The 17,887-nt window shown below is 71.4% G+C and carries 17 protein-coding genes; 1 reads left to right on the forward strand and 16 read right to left on the reverse strand.

Features of this window, described 5'->3' with window-relative positions; translation table 11 throughout:
• Positions 1-217 precede the first annotated feature (217 nt).
• The 9 genes from X946_RS27755 to X946_RS27800 all read right to left on the reverse strand — a co-directional run bounded on the left by X946_RS27755 (position 218) and on the right by X946_RS27800 (position 12,328).
• Positions 218-1,039, reverse strand: coding sequence for an ABC transporter ATP-binding protein (locus tag X946_RS27755; protein WP_081990091.1), 822 nt, complete (start codon positions 1,037-1,039; stop codon positions 218-220).
• 54 nt (positions 1,040-1,093) lie between these two features.
• Positions 1,094-1,525, reverse strand: coding sequence for an ExbD/TolR family protein (locus tag X946_RS27760; protein ID WP_038754753.1), 432 nt, complete (start codon positions 1,523-1,525; stop codon positions 1,094-1,096).
• A gap of 1 nt (position 1,526) precedes the next feature.
• Positions 1,527-2,672 carry a MotA/TolQ/ExbB proton channel family protein gene (locus X946_RS27765; protein WP_200886462.1) on the reverse strand — a complete coding sequence of 382 codons (1,146 nt, stop codon included), beginning with the start codon at positions 2,670-2,672 and terminating at the stop codon, positions 1,527-1,529.
• 27 nt (positions 2,673-2,699) lie between these two features.
• On the reverse strand, positions 2,700-3,560 hold the full coding sequence (locus tag X946_RS29655; RefSeq protein ID WP_052145208.1) for a TonB family protein: 861 nt from the start codon (positions 3,558-3,560) through the stop codon (positions 2,700-2,702).
• Between the two features lie 220 nt (positions 3,561-3,780).
• Entirely contained in the window at positions 3,781-5,442 is a 1,662-nt protein-coding gene (locus X946_RS27780) for an arylsulfatase (RefSeq protein ID WP_052145209.1), read from the reverse strand.
• A gap of 59 nt (positions 5,443-5,501) precedes the next feature.
• Positions 5,502-7,157 carry an ABC transporter permease gene (locus tag X946_RS27785; protein WP_081990093.1) on the reverse strand — a complete coding sequence of 552 codons (1,656 nt, stop codon included), beginning with the start codon at positions 7,155-7,157 and terminating at the stop codon, positions 5,502-5,504.
• A 25-nt stretch (positions 7,158-7,182) separates the two neighbouring features.
• Complete coding sequence (locus tag X946_RS27790) at positions 7,183-10,155, reverse strand: TonB-dependent receptor (protein WP_152611856.1); 2,973 nt, start codon at positions 10,153-10,155, stop codon at positions 7,183-7,185.
• A gap of 11 nt (positions 10,156-10,166) precedes the next feature.
• Positions 10,167-11,243, reverse strand: a complete 1,077-nt coding sequence (locus X946_RS27795; protein ID WP_063889466.1) for an ABC transporter substrate-binding protein — start codon at positions 11,241-11,243, stop codon at positions 10,167-10,169.
• 137 nt (positions 11,244-11,380) lie between these two features.
• Positions 11,381-12,328 carry a TauD/TfdA dioxygenase family protein gene (locus tag X946_RS27800; protein ID WP_038754759.1) on the reverse strand — a complete coding sequence of 316 codons (948 nt, stop codon included), beginning with the start codon at positions 12,326-12,328 and terminating at the stop codon, positions 11,381-11,383.
• Between the two features lie 23 nt (positions 12,329-12,351).
• Here X946_RS27800 and X946_RS34740 point away from each other — a divergent pair, with 23 nt between their 5' ends.
• A complete protein-coding gene (locus X946_RS34740; protein ID WP_152611858.1) occupies positions 12,352-12,690 on the forward strand; it encodes a hypothetical protein in 339 nt (112 codons plus the stop codon).
• 68 nt (positions 12,691-12,758) lie between these two features.
• On the opposite strand, the gene X946_RS35910 is transcribed toward X946_RS34740, so the two are convergent.
• The 7 genes from X946_RS35910 to X946_RS27835 all read right to left on the reverse strand — a co-directional run.
• On the reverse strand, positions 12,759-12,911 hold the full coding sequence (locus tag X946_RS35910) for a hypothetical protein (RefSeq protein WP_200886464.1): 153 nt from the start codon (positions 12,909-12,911) through the stop codon (positions 12,759-12,761).
• A 337-nt stretch (positions 12,912-13,248) separates the two neighbouring features.
• Positions 13,249-14,067, reverse strand: coding sequence for a Crp/Fnr family transcriptional regulator (locus X946_RS27810; protein WP_161788711.1), 819 nt, complete (start codon positions 14,065-14,067; stop codon positions 13,249-13,251).
• Between the two features lie 263 nt (positions 14,068-14,330).
• Entirely contained in the window at positions 14,331-14,765 is a 435-nt protein-coding gene (locus tag X946_RS27815) for a secretion protein (RefSeq protein WP_038754765.1), read from the reverse strand.
• 11 nt (positions 14,766-14,776) lie between these two features.
• Positions 14,777-15,364: a pathogenicity island effector protein gene (locus X946_RS27820; RefSeq protein WP_226377298.1), complete on the reverse strand. Its 588-nt coding sequence runs from the start codon at positions 15,362-15,364 to the stop codon at positions 14,777-14,779.
• Positions 15,365-15,409: 45 nt separating this feature from the next.
• On the reverse strand, positions 15,410-16,909 hold the full coding sequence (sctE, locus tag X946_RS27825; RefSeq protein WP_038754769.1) for a type III secretion system translocon subunit SctE: 1,500 nt from the start codon (positions 16,907-16,909) through the stop codon (positions 15,410-15,412).
• Position 16,910: 1 nt separating this feature from the next.
• Positions 16,911-17,399: a SycD/LcrH family type III secretion system chaperone gene (locus tag X946_RS27830; RefSeq protein ID WP_038754772.1), complete on the reverse strand. Its 489-nt coding sequence runs from the start codon at positions 17,397-17,399 to the stop codon at positions 16,911-16,913.
• A 58-nt stretch (positions 17,400-17,457) separates the two neighbouring features.
• Positions 17,458-17,887 (reverse strand): secretion protein EspA (locus X946_RS27835; protein ID WP_038754775.1); only part of this gene is annotated, 430 nt, incomplete at its 5' end.

Genomic DNA, 17,887 nt, shown 5'->3' on the forward strand with positions numbered 1-17,887 from the left:
CTCGGGATTCTCGGGATTCTCGGGATTCTCGGGATTCTCGGGATTCTCGGGATTCTCGGGATTCTCGGGATTCTCGGGATTCTCGGGATTCTCGGGATATACGAGGGATTCGCGGCCGCGCGTCCCGGCACGTCACGGCGCGCCGTCGCGCCGCGAACCTCGACGCATCCTCACGGAACGCATCCTCACGGAACGCATGCGCGCCGCGGCCGCCCCGCTACCACGCGATCCGATCGAGCTCGAACGCATGCGCCGCCGCGCGCAAGTCGCCGACCTCGACGCCGTCGCGCAGCAGCGATTCGGTGAGCCGCTCGCGATAGCGGTGGAAGTCGTAGCTGCCGCGATCGCGCGGCCGCGGCAGCGCGATCTCGACGACCTGTCCGATCCGCCCGGGCCGCGGCCGCATCACGACGACGCGATCCGCGAGAACCACCGCCTCGTCGACGTCGTGCGTGACGAACAGCGTCGTGATCCGCTCGCGTTCGCGTATCCGCAGCAGCTCGTCCTGAAGCTGATGGCGCGTGAGCGCGTCGAGCGCGCCGAACGGCTCGTCGAGCATCAGGATTCGCGGGCGGGCGACGAGCCCGCGCGCGATCGCGACCCGCTGCGCCATGCCGCCCGACAGTTGATGCGGCAACGCGTCGTCGAAGCCGTCGAGGCCGACGAGCCGGATCGCGTCGGCGACACGCCGCGCCGCCTCGTCGCCCGGCAGCGCCTGCGCGGCGACGCCGAGCGCGACGTTGCGCGCCACCGTCAACCACGGAAACAGCCGGTGCTCCTGAAACACGATTCCGCGCTCGGCGCCGATGCCCGCGATCGGCTCGCCGTCGACGCGGATTTCGCCGTCGAACTCGGTGTCGAGGCCGACGAGCAGGCGCAGCAGCGTCGACTTCCCGCAGCCGCTCGCGCCGACGATCGCGACGAGCTCGCCCGCCGCGATGTCGAGCGAGAAGCCGCGGATCGCTTCGTAGGCGCGTCCGCCCATGTCGAACGTCTTGCCGACGCCGCGAAACGCGACGGCGGGCGTCAATCGATTCATCTCCGTTCTCCGGTCAAAAAAAACGAACGCCGGCCGGACCGCGCCGCGACGCCGTCATCGCGCGGGCGCGGGCTCGGACACGAGCGCGATCTTCGTGTAGCCGGCCGCGCTGATCTCGCCCATCGCCTCGATCATGCGGCCGTACGGCAGCGCCTTGTCGCCGCGGATCTCGATCCGCCGCGCGGCGTCGCCCGCCGCCTCGCGCGCGAGCGCTGGCACGAGCTGCGCGGCGGCGACCTCGGTCGTGCCGACGAACACCTTGCCGTCGCGCGCGAAGCTCACCGCGATCGGCGGCTTGTCCTCGGTGAGCGCGCCCGCCTTCGCCTGCGGCAAGTCCACCTTCACGCCCTGCGCCATCAGCGGCGCGGCGACCATGAAGACGATCAGCAGCACGAGCATCACGTCGACGAGCGGCGTCACGTTGATGTCGCTGACGGGCGCGGCCGCCGCGCGCGCGGCCGATGTCGTTCCGATCTTCGCGCCCATCTCACGCCCCTCCCGTCGCGACGCCCGCGATGCCTGCGGCAACGGGCACGAGGCCGGCCGCGTCGCGCGGCTCGACCGCCGTCGCCGTCGCGGTCGTCGCCGCCGCCGACGACGTGCGCGTGGTCGAACGCGCAAGCGCCGACGACGCGTCGCGCTCCCCCGCTCGCGTCGACACGACAGCGATGCTCGCGGCGGCCGGTGCGGCCGCCACGGTACGGCCGATTGCCGCCGCCGACGCAATTGGGGCCGGCGTATTTGCCGTATTTGCCGTATTCGCCGTATTCGCCGTATTCGCCGTATTCGCCGTATTCGCCGTATTCGCCGCGACCGCCGCCACCGCTACCCCAGCGACCGCCGGCCGCGCGCCATCGCCGTGCGCCGCGCTCCCGTCGCGGCCGCTGACGCGCTGCGCGTCACGGCCGGCGCCGCCGTCCGCGTCGACGACCGGATCGCCCGCATCGAGCTGCCGCGACAACTGCACTTCGACGAGCCCCGCGAGCGTGTCGAGCCGGTTCGCGTACGCGTTCAAATCGCCCGACGCGCGGTTGTACGCGACGACGGCCGGAATCGCGGCGACCAGCCCGAGCGCGGTTGCGAACAGCGCCTCGGCAATCCCCGGCGCGACGACGGCAAGGCTCGTGTCGTTGGTCGCGGCGATCCCCTGGAACGCATTGATGATCCCCCAGACGGTGCCGAACAGCCCGACGAACGGCGCGACCGAGCCGACCGTCGCGAGCACCGGCAAGCCGCGCTGCAACTGCTCGATCTCGACGCCGCGCGCGATCGCGCCGACGCGCGCGAGCCGCTCCTTCAGGCTGTCGCGCCCGGCTTCGCGCTGCTCGAGCCCTTGCCGCCAGCTTTCGCGCCACTCGGCCGCGATCGCGCGATACACGCGCGCGAACGGATCGCCGGCGTGCGCGCCGAGCGCCTGCGCGAGCGCGGGCAGCGGCCGCGGCTCGCGCAGCAGCGCGAGCCAGCGCGCGGCGCGGCGTTCAAGCGTGCGAAAGCGCAGCAGCTTGTCGGCGATGACGGCCCAGCTCGCCACCGACGCGAGCGCGAGCAGCGCCATGATGCTCTTGACGAGCCAGTCCGCCTGCTCGAATAGCTGCAGCGGCGACAAATGGGCGGCGACGTGGGCGGAATTCATGCGGTTCTCCTGAGAAAAAAGACGGCGTCAGTCGGTCAATTGGTAGACGATCGCGCCCGCGAGCCGGTACGCGCTCGCGCCGAGATCCGGCGGCTTCGGAAACGGCGCGGCCGCGCGGATCGCTTCGCGCGCGGCCGCGTCGAGCTCGCCGTTGCCGGACGAGACGATTTCGACGTGCTGCACGCGGCCGTCCGGATCGAGCGTGAGCCGGTAGCCGACGCGCCCTTCGTCGCGGCGCAGCCGCGCGGCGCGCGGATAGCTGTCGGCCGCGTAGCGGTCGATCCGCTCGAGCACCTTCGCCGCGTAATCGCTCGGGATGCCCGACATCCCGACGACGGCCGGCGACGGCCGCGATGCGGCGGGCGTCGATGCGGCGCTCGGCGCGGGCGGAGGCAGCGCGGACGTGGCTTGTGCAGCCGGTGCGGGCTGCGCGGCTGCAGCGGCAGTCGTCGCGGCGGGCGTCGCGGCGGGCGTCGCGGCGGGCGCGTTCGCCGGCGGCGCGGGGCGCGCGGCCGGCTCGGCGGAACGGGGAGCCGCAGGCCGCGCCGGCTCGCTGCGGCGCACGGGCGGCGGCGCGGCGCGCTTCACGGGCGCGTTCGCCGGTTCGCGCGACGCATGCACGGGCGCCGGCGCCGGCTGCGGCGCGACGAGCGTGCTCGCCGGCGCGGGCTGCGCGATCGTCAGCTCGATCGCGCGCTCGCGCGCGGGCGGCTGCGGCGCATGCGCGTGAAGCGCCCACAGCGCGGCGAGCGCCGCGCCGTGCAGCGCGACCGACACGGCCGTGCCCGCATGCGCGCCGCGGCGCGCGGGAATCGGCGCGAACAACGCCGCTTCGTCCTGCGGCCGCGCGATGTCGGGAAAAAAAGCGGTCTGCACGGAAATCGTCACGATGGGCTCCGTTGGAAATGCGCCGCGCTGGGCGGGCCGTCGTCCGCGACGACGACGAACGCCCCCGCGCGCCGGGACGACGAAGCGGCGCACGCCCGCGCGAACGCGTGCGCATGGGCCGGCGCGCGTTCGCCTCCGCTCACGCGCCCGCTCGCGCCCCCGCCCGCGCCGCGAGGGCAACAGCGACGGCGCAGGCAACGGCCGCGATCGACACGCGCGTTCATGCGTCCTGCGGCTGCGTCGCGAACACGCGCACCGCGCCGTCCTGCACGCCGTTGTCGGCGACATAGCGGGCCCAGTGCTCGAGCAGCGCGGCGAGGCGATCGGGCTGCGCATCCGCGAGATCACGCGTCTCGCCCGGATCGGCGGCGAGGTCGTAAAGCTGCCACGCGCCCGGCCCGACCGGCTGCGGAATGAACACCGCCTTCCAGTCGCCCTGCCGCACCGCGCGCATCCCGAACAACTCCCAGCCCGTCACGTGCGCGTCGTCATGCACGCGCGCCGCGTCGCGCCGCAGGTAGGGCGCGAGCGACGCGCCCTTGACCGCCGCGACGTCCCGCCCGCGATAGCGCGCGCCCGGGTGCGCGACGCCCGCGAGCTCGAGCACGGTCGGCGTCACGTCCATCACCGTCGCGAACGCGTCGCTGATCTCGCGCCGCCGCGCGAGCGCCGGATAGTGCGCGAACGCGACCACGCGAATCCCGCCTTCCGTCGTGAACGCCTTGTACAGCCGCGACGGCGCGGTCGCCGCCTGCGCCCAGCGCGGGCCGTACCACACGTATGAATTGCCGTTGCCGACGTTCTCGAGGCGGTTGTCGTAGTAGTCGCGGATGAATTGCTGGAGATTCGGCCCGAACACCGGCAGCGCCTCGAGCAGCGCGCCCTCCGCGCCGTTGTCGGAGAGGAACAGCACGAACGTGTCGTCAAGCTCGCCCGTCGCCTTCAGATAGTCGACCACGCGGCCGACGTTCCAGTCGAGCCGCTCGACCATCGCCGCATACACCTCCATCGTCCGCGCGGAGAACGCGCGCTCGTCCGGCGTGAGCTGCGCCCACTCGGCGTTGCGCGCGACGACCGGATGCGCGTCGACGTGCGCGCTGAGCAAGCCGAGTTCGCGCTGCCGCGCGAGGCGCGCGTCGCGCAGCGCGGCCGGGCCGTCCGCATAGCGGCCGCGATATTTCGCGACGATGTCGGCAGGCGCCTGCAGCGGCCAGTGCGGCGCGGAAAACGGCAGATACGCGAAGAACGGCCGGCCGTCGTCGGGGCGCTCGCCGAGGTATTGCAGCAGCTTGTCCGCGAAGGTGTCGGACGAGTAGAAATCGTCCGGCAGCGCGTCGACGAAGCGATCGTCCTCGACGTACAGCGAGCGCGTCGAGCGCATCAGCCGCGGCTGCTCGGCGTCCGCCGGCACCGGCTCGAATCCGTAATGGTTCGCCGCGCCCGGCAGAAGCGCGAACGAGCGCTCGAAGCCGCGCGCGGCGGGCGCGCGCTCGAGCGTGAGCCCGAGGTGCCACTTGCCCGCCATCGCCGTGAAGTAGCCGGCGTCGCGCAGCAGCTCGGGCAGCGCGACCACGCGCTCGTTCAGATAGCCCTCGTAGCCCGGCTTGCCCTGCAGCTCCGGCGTCAGCGCCTCGGCCATCGTGCCGATCCCGGCGACGTGATGATCGGTGCCCGTCAGCAGCATCGAGCGCGTCGGCGAGCACGCGGACGCGGTGTGGAAATCGGTGAAGCGCACGCCCGCGTAAGCGAGCGCGTCGAGGTTCGGCGTCGAGATTTCGCCGCCGAACGCGCCGATGTCGGAGAAGCCGAGATCGTCGGCGACGATCACGAGAAAGTTCGGCCGATCGGCCGGCTTGCGCCGGGAGCTTGCTTGGGTCGACATGGTGGCTCTGGTTCCTGGTTTCTGGTTTCGATCGAAGGAAAGGAAGAAAAGCGAAGCGCTCAGCGCGGGCCGCGCCAGCGCGTCGCCGCGGCTTCGAGCCGGCCGCCCAGCCAGCCGAGCGCCGCGCCGAGCGCGCCGACGATCACGGCCGCGCTCATCAGCCGGTCCATCCGGAACAGTTGCTGCGCGTCGAGCATGAAGCCGCCGATGCCGACGCCCGACGGCATGAAGTACTCGGCGCCGATCGCGCCGAGCCACGCATAGACGAGGCCGAGCCGCAGGCCCGCGAAAAGGCCGGGCGCGATCGCGGGCAGCACGAGCTGCCCCAGCCGCTGCCGCGCCGGCAGCCGCAGCGTGCGCGCGGCTTCGGCGAGCTGCGGCGACAGGCTCTCGACCGAGCGCTGCGCGGCGACGAGCATCGGGAAGAATGCGGCGAGCGCGACGAAGATCACTTTCGACAGCTCGTCGATGCCGGCCCACGCGGTGAGGAGCGGAATCCACGCGAAGATCGCGACCTGGCGCAGCGCGGCGAACGTCGGCCCGGCCGCGCGGCCGAGCCCGCGCACGAGACCGAACGCCACGCCCGCGACCGCGCCCGCCGTCGCGCCGAGCGCGAGCCCTTCGAGCGCGCGCAGCAGCGTGCGCGCGAGCGGCACGGGCAGCGCGCCGCTCGCGATGTCGCGAAACGCGCTCGCGAGCACGGCGGACGGCGCGGGCAGCACGCGCGCGTCCACCCAATGCCAGTGCGCGGCGGCCGCCCAAAGCGCCGCGAGCGCGGCGGGCAGCAGCGCGCCGTGCAGCCATGCGAGCGCGCTGCGGCGCGGCGCGCTCGCATGCTCGGCGAGCGCCGCGCGCGGCCAGCGCACGAGCCCCGCGTCGAGCCGGCGCAGCGCGTCGTCCATCGCGAAGCCGGTCGCGCCGATCACCGCGATGCAGACGAACACGATGTCGAGCTGGAACATCTGCCGGCCCCACACCATCAGATAGCCGATCCCCTCGGACGACGCGAGCAGCTCGACCGCGATCAGCGTGAGCCAGCCCTGCGCGAGCGCGATCCGCAACCCGGTCATCACCGGCGGCAGCGCGGCGGGCGCGACGAGCAGGCGCAGCGTCGCCGTGCGCGGCAGCCGCGCGACGGCGGCGATCTCGCGCAGCCGCGGCGGCACGCCGCGCACGCCGAGCTGCGTGTGGATCGCCACCGGCACGAGCACCGCCTTGACGATCAGCGCGATCTTCAGCGCCTCGCCGATGCCGAGCACGACCATCAGCAGCGGCAGCCACGCGAGCGTCGGGATCTGCGCGAACGCATAGAACACGGGCGACACGATGTCGTCGGCGGTGCGCGAGCGGCCCGTCAGCGCGCCGAGCGCGACGCCCGCGGCCACGCCCGCCGCGAACCCCGTCGCGAGCCGCGCGAGGCTCACCGCGAGCTGCGAGAACAGGTTGTCGCCGGCGAGCTCGACGGCCGTTTGCCAGACGAGCTCGGGCGTCGGCAGGATCTGCGGCGACATCCATTGCCGATGCGACGCGTGCCACCACAGCGCGAACAGCAGCGCGGGCAGCACCGCGCCGGCGAGCCGGTGCCAGCCGGCTGCGCCCGCGCGGCGGGCGAACGCGCGACGCAGCGTCTGCGGCGTGTACGACGCCGCGCGCGGCGCGCGGGCCGGCCCGAGGAACGGCGCGGCGGCCGATGCGGGGCGGGGCGATCTCGTCATCGTCTGGCTCCTTCGTCGTCGCGCGTCAGTAGTCGTAGCGCAGCGTCGCGCCGAACATCCGCTCGTCGCCGACGGACGCCGTGTACGCGCCGTTGATCGTCGCGAACGACGCGAGGTAGTAGCGGCGGTCGAACACGTTGCGCGCCCACAGCGACAGGTCCCATTGATGGCGGCCCGTCGCGAGCCGCCAGCCGGTCGTCAGGTTCAGCACGCCGTAGCCGGGCAGCCGGCCGTACGTCGAATCGTCGAGCGTGCCGTACTGGCTCGAGCGCAGCGAATACTGCGCGGCGACATACTGGTCGATGTCGTGACGCAGCCGGAACTGGTATTGCGCGTTCAGGTTGACGATCCAGCGCGGCGCGCCCGCGACGGGCCGCCCGGTCAGGCTGCAGACCGCCTTCGGATTCGGGATCGACACTTCCGACGGGCACGGCGCGTTCTCGTACGACGTGTAGGCCGCATCGACGTACGACGCGTTGAGCCCGAGCACGAGATTGCGGATCGGCATCGCGCGCACGTCGAGCTCCGCGCCGCGGCTCCTCACGTCGGCCGCGTTCGACAGCACCGAGACGACGCCCGTCGGCGTCGCGAGGAAGCTCGTCGCCTGATAGCCGCTCACCTGCGTCCAGAACAGGTTCGCGTTGACCGTCAGCCGGCGCTCGAAGAACTCGCTCTTCACGCCGATCTCCGCGTTGTTCGCGCGCTCGGGCCCGACGAGGAGCGATTGCGCGCCCTGCGTCGGCGCCGACGACACCGACAGGTTCGCGCCGCCCGATTTCTCGCCGTGCGACAGCGTCACGTAGCCGAGCACGTTCGGCGCGAGCTTGTAGCCGAAATTGAGCAGCGCCGACGGGCTCAGGCTGTACAGGTTCAGGTCGCCCGACGCGTACCGGCCGATCACCGCGTCGCGCACCGCCTGCACGGCGGGCGGCACGGCCGCGCCGCCCGCCGGCGCGTCGCGCGTGACGCTCGCCGATTTCGTCTCGTACGTGCCGCGAATGCCCGCCGTGATATCGGCGCGCGGGCTCGCGTGCCACGTGCCTTGCGCGAACAGCGCGAAGCTGTCGGTCGTCATCGTCGCGGGCGCGATCGACGTCGTGTTCGCGAGCGCGCCGCTGCGGTTGCCGAGCACGATCGCGTCGGCGAACGGGCCGTAGTACGCGAACGTCCGGTTGCTCAGGCGCTGATGGAAGTAGTACGCGCCCGCGACGTAATCGAAGCGGCCGCCGGTGGGCGACGCGAGCCGGAGCTCCTGCGACAGCTGGTGATCGTTGACCGCGACGCCCGTGTTGTAGATCGCGGGCTTGTCGAGGTTGTCGTCGTTCGCGGGCTCGAAATTCCAGAAGCGCGCGGCGCTGATCGACGTCAGCGTGTGGCCGCTCGGCAGCGTGTAGTCGACTTCGGCCGACAGCCCGCCCTGATGCACGCTCACGTGCTGCCGCGAATCGAGGTTCACCTCGTGCAGCGCGGGGTTCGTAACGGGCGCGGCGCCGATCGACGCCGCGCGGCTCAGGAACGGGTTGTAGCCGTTGATCGTCGGCCCGAAGCCGTACAGCACCGTCGTGCCGTAGCTCGAATCCTCGCGGTGATAGTCGGCGATCACGCGCGCGTTCAGGCTCGCCGACGGCTTGAACAGCAGCTCGCCGCGCACGCCTTCGCGCGTGCCGCCGTTGAGCCGGCCGCCGGTGTAGAGGTTCTTCACGTCGCCGTCGTCGTGCGTGCGGTACAGCACGAGCCGGCCCGCGACCGTGTCCGCGAGCGGCCCCGACAGCACCGCCTTCGTCTGCGCATAGCCTCGCTGGCCGACCGACTGCTCGATCGACGCCTCCGTCCTGAACGTCGGCCGGCGCGTCGTGATGTTGATCACGCCGGCCGTGCTGTTCTTGCCGAACAGCGTGCCCTGCGGGCCGCGCAGCAGTTCGATCTGGTCGATGTCGAACGCGTCGAACACGGCCATTCCGGGGCGGCCGAGATAGACGTTGTCGAGATAGACGCCCGCGCTGCCTTCTAGGCCGTCGTTCGCCGGATTGTTGCCGAGGCCGCGCACGGAGATGCTCGACTGGCGCGCGTGGATGAACGCGACGTTCGTGCTCGGCAGCACGGTCTGCAGGTCCTGCACGCGGTAGTTGCGCTGCAGTTCGAGATCGTCGCCGCTGACGGTCGAGATCGGCGCGGGCACCTGCTGCGCGTTCTCCTTGCGGCGGCGCGCGGTGACGACGACGTCCTTCAGCGCGGCGCTCGACGAGGCGGCGGCGCTGCGCCCGGCCGGTGGGGTTGCGGCTGGGGCGGCTGGGGCGGCTGGGGCGGTTGCGGCCGGCGACGCGGCGTCGCGTCGGTCAGCCTGCCCGGCCGGTCCGACCGGTCCGTTCGGTTCAGTCGGCCCAGTCGGCCCAGCCGATCGGGCCGCCTTCGACGGCCCGCCGCCGGAAGCGCCCGCGTCTGATGTCGCGTCTGATGTCGCGTCTGATGTCGCGTCTGATGTCGCGTCTGATGTCGCGTCTGATGTCGCGCCGCCGCCTGCGGCCCCGAACGATTCCGTCGCGCGAACCGGTCCGCTCGCACGCTCGGCGCGAGTCGCGTCGGCGGCGCTTGCGGCATCGGGCGCATTCGCCGAATCGGCCCCGCCCGCAACCGGCAACGCATTCGCCGTCCGCGCGGCGGGCGGCGGCGCACCGGCGGCTTCGACGCCGTCTCGCACGCCGGCCGCCCGGGCCGGATCGGGCGCGCGCGTCGCGGTTTCGGCGAGCGCGAGCGTCGATGCGGCCAGCAAGCCCGCCGCGCTCGTCGCATCGCGCCCATCGAGCGCATTCGTCGCGCCGGGCTTCGTCCCCGCATTCACCGCATTCACCGCATTCGCCGCCTGCGGCGCACGCGCCACGTCCGCCGCCGCGCCGGCCTGCCCTTGCGCGCCGGCCTCCGCCTGCGCCCATGCCCCCGCCGCCGGCGCCAGCGCGGCCGCGACGAGCGTCGAGCCGAATCGAATCGTATTGCGCTTCATCGCCCCGCCCGTCAAAGCGCGCTGCCCGGCCGGCCGAACGATTCGTACGCCTGCCAGCGCGCGCCGAGATTCAGCTCGCGCAGCGCGGCGTCGAGATAGCTGCGGTCGATCCATTGGTCGACGTCGAACGTGCGGCGGATCAGCCCCGCTTCCTTCGCGACGCGCACGTCCTGCTTGAACGCGTCGACGTAATGGCGATCGATGAGCGGCGAGAACACGACGGCCGGATCGCTTTCGGCGAGCTCGTTGCGCCAGACGGTCGGCGGAATGCTCGCCTGCTGCTGTTCGAGCGCGATGTACGCATCGAGATTGCGCTTGTCGGACAGCCACTGCGACGCCTCGACGACGGTCTTCACGACCGTGCGCGCGAGCTCCGGATGCGCGCGCAGGAACGCGGACGACGCGACGAGCCCCGCCTTCAGCGTGCCGACGCCCTGCCGGCCCTTCGTGCTGACGGGCACGTCCGCGAGCCCCTTGTCGCGCAGCACGAACACGCCGGCCGAGCCCCACGCCGCATCGATCCGGCGCGCGGCGAGCGCCGCGGCCGCCGCGTTCGGATCGAGATTGACGATGCGGAAATCGCGCTCGGCGAGGCCTTCCGCGCGCAGCACGCTGTCGAACGACAGTTGCAGCGCGGTCCCGCGGAACACCGCGACCTGCTTGCCCTTCAGCGCGCGCAGGTCAGTGACGCCCGAGCCCGGCGTCACCGCGAGAAAACCGTTCACGTTGCGCGCGAGCGCGGCGACGAGGCGCGTGTCGAGGCCGTTCGCGCGGCCGATCACCGCCGCGAGATCACCGAGAAACGCGAGATCGACCTGCCCGTTCGCGAACGCCTCGTTGATCGCCGGGCCGGCGCCCTTGAAGAAGGTCCACCGCACGTCCACGCCCTGTTTCGCGAACGCCTTTTCGAGCAGCCGGTTCGCATGGATCACGTCGACCACGCCGCCGCCCGCGGGCTTCGGCCCGGCGCTCGTGTCGGGCACCGCGATGCGGATGACGGTTTGCGCGAATGCGTGGGCCGGCGCGGCGAGCGCCCACGCGAGCATGACGAGCCGAAGCGGCTTCAGCCATCGAATCAGATGCTTCATGGAAGTCCTGGCGTTCTGGGGTTGAACGAAGCGAGCGACGCGCGGTGCGCGATGTGCGGCAGCGGCAGCGGCGGCGCGCGACGTCGCCGCGCTGGGGGCGAGGTCGCTCGGCGCGCGCCTGCGTCGACATGCCGACATCAAGCGGCCTTCGTGTCCGCGCTCGCGCGCGGATTCGGCTCGCGCAGCCGCGTGACGCTGCGCCGGCCGTCGACGCCGACGGGCACGTCGCCCGCGAGCGTCACGCGGCGCACGACGCGGCGCGCGTCGCCGTAGTCGTTGACCGCGTAGTGCTGCGTCGCGCGGTTGTCCCAGATCGCGACGTCTCCTTCGCGCCAGTGCCAGCGGACGATGTTCTCGAGCCGCGTCACGTAGCTCTGCAGCAGTTCGAACAGATGCGCGGAGCCGCCCGGCGTCACGCCGATGAAGTGCTTGAGGAAGTGGCCGAGGATCAGCGTCTTCTCGCCCGTCTCCGGATGCACGCGCACGACCGGGTGCTCGGTTTCGTAGCGCGTCGACACGAACACCTCGCGATAGCGCTTGAGCGCCGCGACGTCGTGCGGCGTGTCGCCCGTGCCGATCCGGTGGCTCGCGTAGTCGTACTCGTTGCTGTGCACGGCCCACAGCGCGTCGGCGAGCGTCTTCAGCGGCGCCGGCAGATCGTCGTACGCGGCCGCGGTGTTCGCCCACACGGTGTCGCCGCCGACTTCCGGAATCGTCACGCCGCGCAGGATCGACGCCTGCGGGTACGCGTCGACGAACGTGACGTCGGTGTGCCACGAATTCGCGCGGCCGCCGCGGTGCGAATCGAGCTCGAGCAGATAGTCGGTGCCTTCGACGACGGGCACCGTCGGATGCGCGACCGGCTCGCCGAGCCGCTTCGCGAAGCCTTCCTGCTCGGCGTCGCTCAGATGCGCCTGGTCGCGCAGGAAGATCACCTTGTGCTTGAGGAGCGCGGCGCGGATCGCGTCGACGGACGCCGCGTCGAGCTGCGCGGACAGTTTCACGCCATGGATTTCGGCCCCGATGCGGCCGGTGACGGGGCGCACGTCGAGCGTGTTCGATACGGCGAGACTCAGATTGGTCATGACGGACTCCGATGGAGAAAACGATGGACGAGACGAAACGGCGCGCCTGCGCGGCGCGCGGCGACGGAAACGACGAAAGCGGCGAATCGGAAAAAACCGGAAAAACCGGGTGCGGCGGCCGCCGCGAACCGCGCGGCCGGATCAGCGGCGGCGACAGCGGCAGATGCGTGCGCGGCGCGGCGCGGGATGCACGCGGCGTCGAGTCGGGCGATGGGCGGATAGCGCGAACGTATTCAGCACGTCAAGGGCTCTGCCGGTTGCATTTGATGGAGATCATTATCGGCAGAGCGGCGGCGGCGAATCTATCGCGCGTTGGACATTTGACAGAAGAAGTTCGCATGCCGTTATGCGCGGCGGCCTGAAAAGCTCAGCAGGCATTCGGATGAAACCTGGAGGACGGCGTGCGCCCGCGGCGCGCGTCCGCACCGGTTCAGTCGAGCTGCTGCGGCCGGCCCTTGGTCGACGTCCCGATCGGGCGCGCGCCCGCGCTCCGGTTCGGCGATCCGACGCCGATCGACGCGAGCCGCCTGCGCTGCGCGTCAGGGGTTGCGGAGCACGCCGCCGCGCCTTCGATCATGCGCATGCAGGCGCATGCCGTCGGGAAACGGCCGAAGGGAAACGGCCGAATCTCGGCCGGGTCGAACCTCGCCGCGATCGAACGCCGGATCTATCCGGCCCGCGCGATCGCGGCGGCCGGGAACGGTTGGCAGCCGTGGCACGCCCGCACGGAAGTCACGCGGCCGTGCCGATTGTCATGGCGGATCGATCGAGCGCTCGCGTCGCCGCCGACGGAACCGAAACCGGAATTGCGCGCGCCGCGCGTATCGCGCGCGGCCGCGCAGATCCGGCGGCTGCGCCCGCGCCGCCGCGATCGGAGCCGTGCACGCACAGCCCCGCCCCCGGCGCGGCGCGTCACACCGTCATTCTTCGCCGTCACTGATCGCGCGCAGCCCGTCGAGATCGAGAATCGTCAGCCGGCTGTACTGCGAATCGATGATCCGCTCGCGCACGAGCCGGCGCAGTTCCTTGTTCACGCTCTGCCGCGACGCGACGAGCAGCGACGCGAGATCCTCCTGCGACAGCCGGATCGTCAGCTCGATCCCGCGCGGCGTCGGCTGGCCGTGCCATTCGGCGAGCGTCAGCAACTGGTCGGCGAGCCGCGCGCGAAAGCCCGACAGCGCGGTCCGGCCGATCCGCCGGTGCAGCGCGCGGCTGCGCACGCAGATGAGCTCGAGCACGCCGCGCAGCAGCGCCGGCTCGCGCTCGAACTGCGCGAAGAGCGCGTCGCGCGAGATGTGGAACAGCGTGGTGAGCCCGTGCGCGCGCTGGTCGTGCATCGAGCCGCCGCCGTCGATCACCGGAATGAAGTTGATCACCTCGTTCGGCCACATGTAGACGGCGACCGCGCGCGCGCCCGCCGCGTTCGTCCAGCTCATCTCGATCGCGCCGGACAGCACCACCTGGATGTCGTCGCACGGGCCATGGCGCGCGAAGATCAGCTCGCCGTTCAGCCAGGTCTTCAGATAGCCGGCGTCGCAGAGCCCATCGATCGATTCGGCGGGCCAGTTGCGCAGGCACGGATTCGCGGTGAACGCCGCGTGGATCGCGCGGCGCGTGCGCGCGTCGAGCGCGCGGCCGGCGCGTTGCGGCTGGAACGGCAGCGCGGCGTGCCCGGACGACGGGCGCGGCGCATGCGCGGGCGGACGGCGTATCTCGATCGCTTCGCTGATCTCGCTCATGATGTCGACGCGCATCGCGCGGGAAGAATCGGGGCAGCACATGAAAGCACCGTTTCCCGCCCTCGCCAACGACTTCTTTTTTATGTGCTTATCACGGCCGGGCCGCCGCGCGGCTGGCCGGCAAAGCGGCCGGGCGCGCCGGCCCGCGGGCCTCGGCCGCGCCGGCGGCCCTGATCGCCGCGCGGCCGTCGTGCGCATGCGGCCGCCGCCTGGCCGCGCGTCGCGCCGACACGCGCGCGGCGCGCCGCCCCGCGATCGCGCCGCTACTGCCGCGCCGCCTCCGCGCCGCGCGCGCCGACCGGATAGATCAGCCACGGATCGCCGTCGATGTCGCGCCAGTACGCGCCCTGCGCCTCGAGCACCGTCGCGAGCCGCTGCCGCAGCCGGTTCAGTTGCGCGTTCGACGCCGTCTCGAAGAAGGTTCCGCGCACCTCGCGCAGCGCAATGCCGGCGCGCTCCATCCGGTGCACGAGATGGATGAACGTCGCGACCGCGTCGCTCGGGCCGCCCCCGCCGCCGCGCGTGGCGAGATCGCAGACGACGAGGCTGTCGTCGACGAGCCGGTAGACGAGATCGAGATCGTTGACCCGCACGCGCCAGCCGATCCGGAAATGGCTTTCGCCGAAATACGCGGGCTCCGGATGCATGCCCTGCGCTTGCAGATAGCGGGTTGCCGCATCGAGGGCTTCGGCCTGCATCGCGCCTCCCGTCAGTACCGCACCGCGGCGGCCATCTGCCCTTGCAGCGTCACGAGCTCGCGCAGCGCGTCGCGCATCTGCCGCGACGCGTCGAGCGCGCGCTCGAGGGTCGACGCGAGCGCCTTTTGCAGACGCTCGACGGACTGGCTATCGAAATCGCCCTGCAACTGCGTCTGCTGCGCGTCGCGCACGAGCGACGCGTTCGCGACGCCCGCGATCCCCTGCCCGGCCTTCGACAGCCCGTCGGTCGCGGTCGCGCCGAGCTGGCTGCCCGACGCCGCGCCGAGCGCGCTCATCGCGCCGCCGACGATCTGCGCGACCGCCGACGCCATCGCCGCGTCGAAGTTCTGCATGATCGCCTGCTTCCTCGTCTCGAGCACGCCGACCTGCCGGTCGAACGCGATCCGCTGCATCGTCTCGTTGAACGTGCGCTCCAGGTCGCGCATGTCGCTGAAGATCTTCTGCAGCCTCGCCTTCAACTGGTCGATCGTCGCCATCGGCCCCATCGCGGCGTCGCCCCCGTCGAACAGGCCGGCCGCGCCGAGCCCCGGCGTATCGGTGCGGACCGGCGCGCCGCCGGCTTGCGTCACAGTACTCATCACTCGTTCTCCTCGAATTTCAAACGGCGTCGTTGCGCCGTGCGTTCAAACCATCGACGCGGCGACCCGCGACTGCACCGCGCCGCTCTGCCTGAGCGCCTGGCCGCCGTCCTCGATCGCCTGCCCCGCCTTCTCGACGAGCGCCTGCGCGTCCTTCGTCTGCGCTTCCTTCTGCTGCTTGTAGAACTCGAAGCACATCTGCAGCCATTGCTGGTCGAGAATCAGTTGGTCGATTTCCTTCTGCAGCTTCGCGCGCTCGACGCCGAGCACGCCCGACGTCGTCTGGCTCGCGGCCGCGACCGTCGCGCGCGTCGTGTTCAGAAGCGGCGACAGCGACGCCTTCAGCGCGGCCGCCATCACGTCGCGCTTCACTTGCTTGGCGATCGCCTGCGTCAGCGCCTGCGCGGTCATCTCGGCGCCGCGGTCGATCGCCTCGTTCGCGACCTTCTGCACCGCCTTCGTCACCATCTTCTCGATCGCCTCGCGCGAGAAGCTCTCGAGCATCCGGTTCACGCCGAGCTGCTGGACCGTCTTCTGCAGCGCTTCCTTGCCCGCCTTCTTCGACGCCTCGAGCGCGGCCTTGCCGAGCCCCTGCAGGATCTGCTCGGACACCTGCGACGCGACTTCCTTGCCGACCGCCTGCGCGGCCGTCTCGACCGCCTGCTTGCTGCCCGCCTTGACCGCCTGCTCGAGCGCCTCGCCCGCGCCCTTCTCGAGCACGGCGGTCGTCGCCTTCGGAATCGCCTTCGTGAGCAGCATGTTGCGCGCGGCGCTCGTCACGTCGACGACCGCGCCCGCGATCTCGAACGTCAACTGCACCTTCGCGGCGACGTCCGCGACCTGCCGGTACTTGTCCGCGTTCTTCTCGTCGATCAGCGCGAGCGTGTTCATCGTCGCCTTCACGACGCCGGCGAAGCCCGCCATCAGGTCCATCGCGCCGCCCGCGACCATCATCGCGTTGCCGGACAGCGCGCCGCCGATCATCTTCGCGACGCCGGACACGACCTCGACGGCCGCGACGATCCAGTCGAAGATCACGCCGAAGATGCCGGCCTTCTTCGCCTTCTGCTGCTGCTCGACCGCGTTGTCGATCTGCTCGCGATAATCCTTGATCTCCTGCCGGCGGACTTCCTCCTGCTTCGCGGACATGATGTCGAGCGCCTTGCTCTTCAGCTCCGCGGTGTTGCCGAGCGCCTTCGTCGACAGCAGCGTCGTCGCGAGCAGCATCGTCTCCATCGACATTTTTTCGAAATCGCGCAGGCCGATCGACGACGCCGAGCCTTTTTCGCCGGATGCGCGATCGAACTGGCCGAGCACGCGCCCAAGCGCGCCCGCCGCCTCCTTCATCGACACGAGCGCCTGCGCGGCGAGCGGCGCGCGGCCGTCGGCGGCGAGCCCCGCGCGCGCATCGTCGACGACGGCCGCCGCGACGCGCAGCAGGCCCGCCGCGGCGCGCGCACGCGCCGCGCCGTCCGCCTGCCGTTCGGGATCGATCGGCGCGAGCGCGCCGCCTTGCGTTCCATGTGCGTTGATCGCAACCGTCATTTCATTCCTCCCGTTCACATTGCGCGCATTGCGCGAGCTGCCGCGCCGCGCGCGCCTTCAGCTCGCTGTGCTCGCCGCGCTCGCCGCACCAGCCGAGCGCCGCGCGAAACGCCTTCGCCGCGTAATCGGAATTGCCGGCGAGCCGGTAGCTCACGCCCGCGTGATACGACGCGCGCGGATCGTCCACGCGTATCATCCCGGCGCGGCTGAAGCAGAAGATCGCTTCGTCATGCGAGGCGAGCCGCTGCTGGCAAAGGCCGAGCGCGAACCAGTAATCGAAGTTCCAGTGATCGACGCGCGCGAGCATCAGCAGGAAGTTGCGCGCCGCGTGCAGCTCGCCCGCGTCGAGGAGCTGCGTGGCATACGCGTACAGCGTGTCGAGATCGCGCCGCTCGACGTCGGCGAGCATGCGAATCGATCCGCCCGACGCGAAAAAGCGCTGCAGCACCGCGTGATCGTCGTGCGGCGTCGTTTGATTGAGTGCGGCCATCGGATGGTCTCCCGTGCGGCGGCCGGCGCGCGCGAAGCCGCGCCGGCCGCGCGGCGCGTCAGCGGATCGCCGACGCGATGCCCTTCGTCGATTCGGCGAGCATGCTTTGCAGGCTGTTGATCATCTGCACCGCCGTGTTGTAGTTCTGCATCAGCTGCTGCATCTTCAGCTGGCTCTGCTGGATGAAATCCGACGCGCGCCCCGACACCGATTCGAGCGACGACTTCACCGACATCAGGTCCGCCTTGTCGAGCTTGCCGCCCTTGTCCTTCATGAAATCGTCGATCGTCTTGCCGTTCACGAGGATGTTGTTGTCCTTCATGTACTTGAGCACGTCGGCGGGCAGCTCGGTCTTGTCCTCCGGCTTGACGAGCTTCGCGAGCGCCGCTTCCACCTTGTTCGCCATGTCCTGCGCGTCGCGCGAGATGTTCGACTTCTTCTGCATGTCGTCCAGCTTCGCCGTCGTCTGCCGGCTCAGCAGATCCATG

The sequence above is a fragment of the Burkholderia sp. ABCPW 111 genome, assembly GCF_000773065.1.
GTDB lineage: Bacteria > Pseudomonadota > Gammaproteobacteria > Burkholderiales > Burkholderiaceae > Burkholderia > Burkholderia savannae.

Coding starts and splice junctions, on each gene's coding strand:
- X946_RS27755 (WP_081990091.1), bottom strand. CDS start 1,039: ATGAATCGATTGACGCCCGCCGTCGCGTTTCGCGGCGTCGGCAAGACG.
- X946_RS27760 (WP_038754753.1), bottom strand. CDS start 1,525: ATGGGCGCGAAGATCGGAACGACATCGGCCGCGCGCGCGGCGGCCGCG.
- X946_RS27765 (WP_200886462.1), bottom strand. CDS start 2,672: ATGAATTCCGCCCACGTCGCCGCCCATTTGTCGCCGCTGCAGCTATTC.
- X946_RS27780 (WP_052145209.1), bottom strand. CDS start 5,442: ATGTCGACCCAAGCAAGCTCCCGGCGCAAGCCGGCCGATCGGCCGAAC.
- X946_RS27785 (WP_081990093.1), bottom strand. CDS start 7,157: ATGACGAGATCGCCCCGCCCCGCATCGGCCGCCGCGCCGTTCCTCGGG.
- X946_RS27790 (WP_152611856.1), bottom strand. CDS start 10,155: ATGAAGCGCAATACGATTCGATTCGGCTCGACGCTCGTCGCGGCCGCG.
- X946_RS27795 (WP_063889466.1), bottom strand. CDS start 11,243: ATGAAGCATCTGATTCGATGGCTGAAGCCGCTTCGGCTCGTCATGCTC.
- X946_RS27800 (WP_038754759.1), bottom strand. CDS start 12,328: ATGACCAATCTGAGTCTCGCCGTATCGAACACGCTCGACGTGCGCCCC.
- X946_RS34740 (WP_152611858.1), top strand. CDS start 12,352: ATGGACGAGACGAAACGGCGCGCCTGCGCGGCGCGCGGCGACGGAAAC.
- X946_RS35910 (WP_200886464.1), bottom strand. CDS start 12,911: ATGCGCATGATCGAAGGCGCGGCGGCGTGCTCCGCAACCCCTGACGCG.
- X946_RS27810 (WP_161788711.1), bottom strand. CDS start 14,067: ATGAGCGAGATCAGCGAAGCGATCGAGATACGCCGTCCGCCCGCGCAT.
- X946_RS27815 (WP_038754765.1), bottom strand. CDS start 14,765: ATGCAGGCCGAAGCCCTCGATGCGGCAACCCGCTATCTGCAAGCGCAG.
- X946_RS27820 (WP_226377298.1), bottom strand. CDS start 15,364: ATGAGTACTGTGACGCAAGCCGGCGGCGCGCCGGTCCGCACCGATACG.
- sctE (WP_038754769.1), bottom strand. CDS start 16,909: ATGACGGTTGCGATCAACGCACATGGAACGCAAGGCGGCGCGCTCGCG.
- X946_RS27830 (WP_038754772.1), bottom strand. CDS start 17,399: ATGGCCGCACTCAATCAAACGACGCCGCACGACGATCACGCGGTGCTG.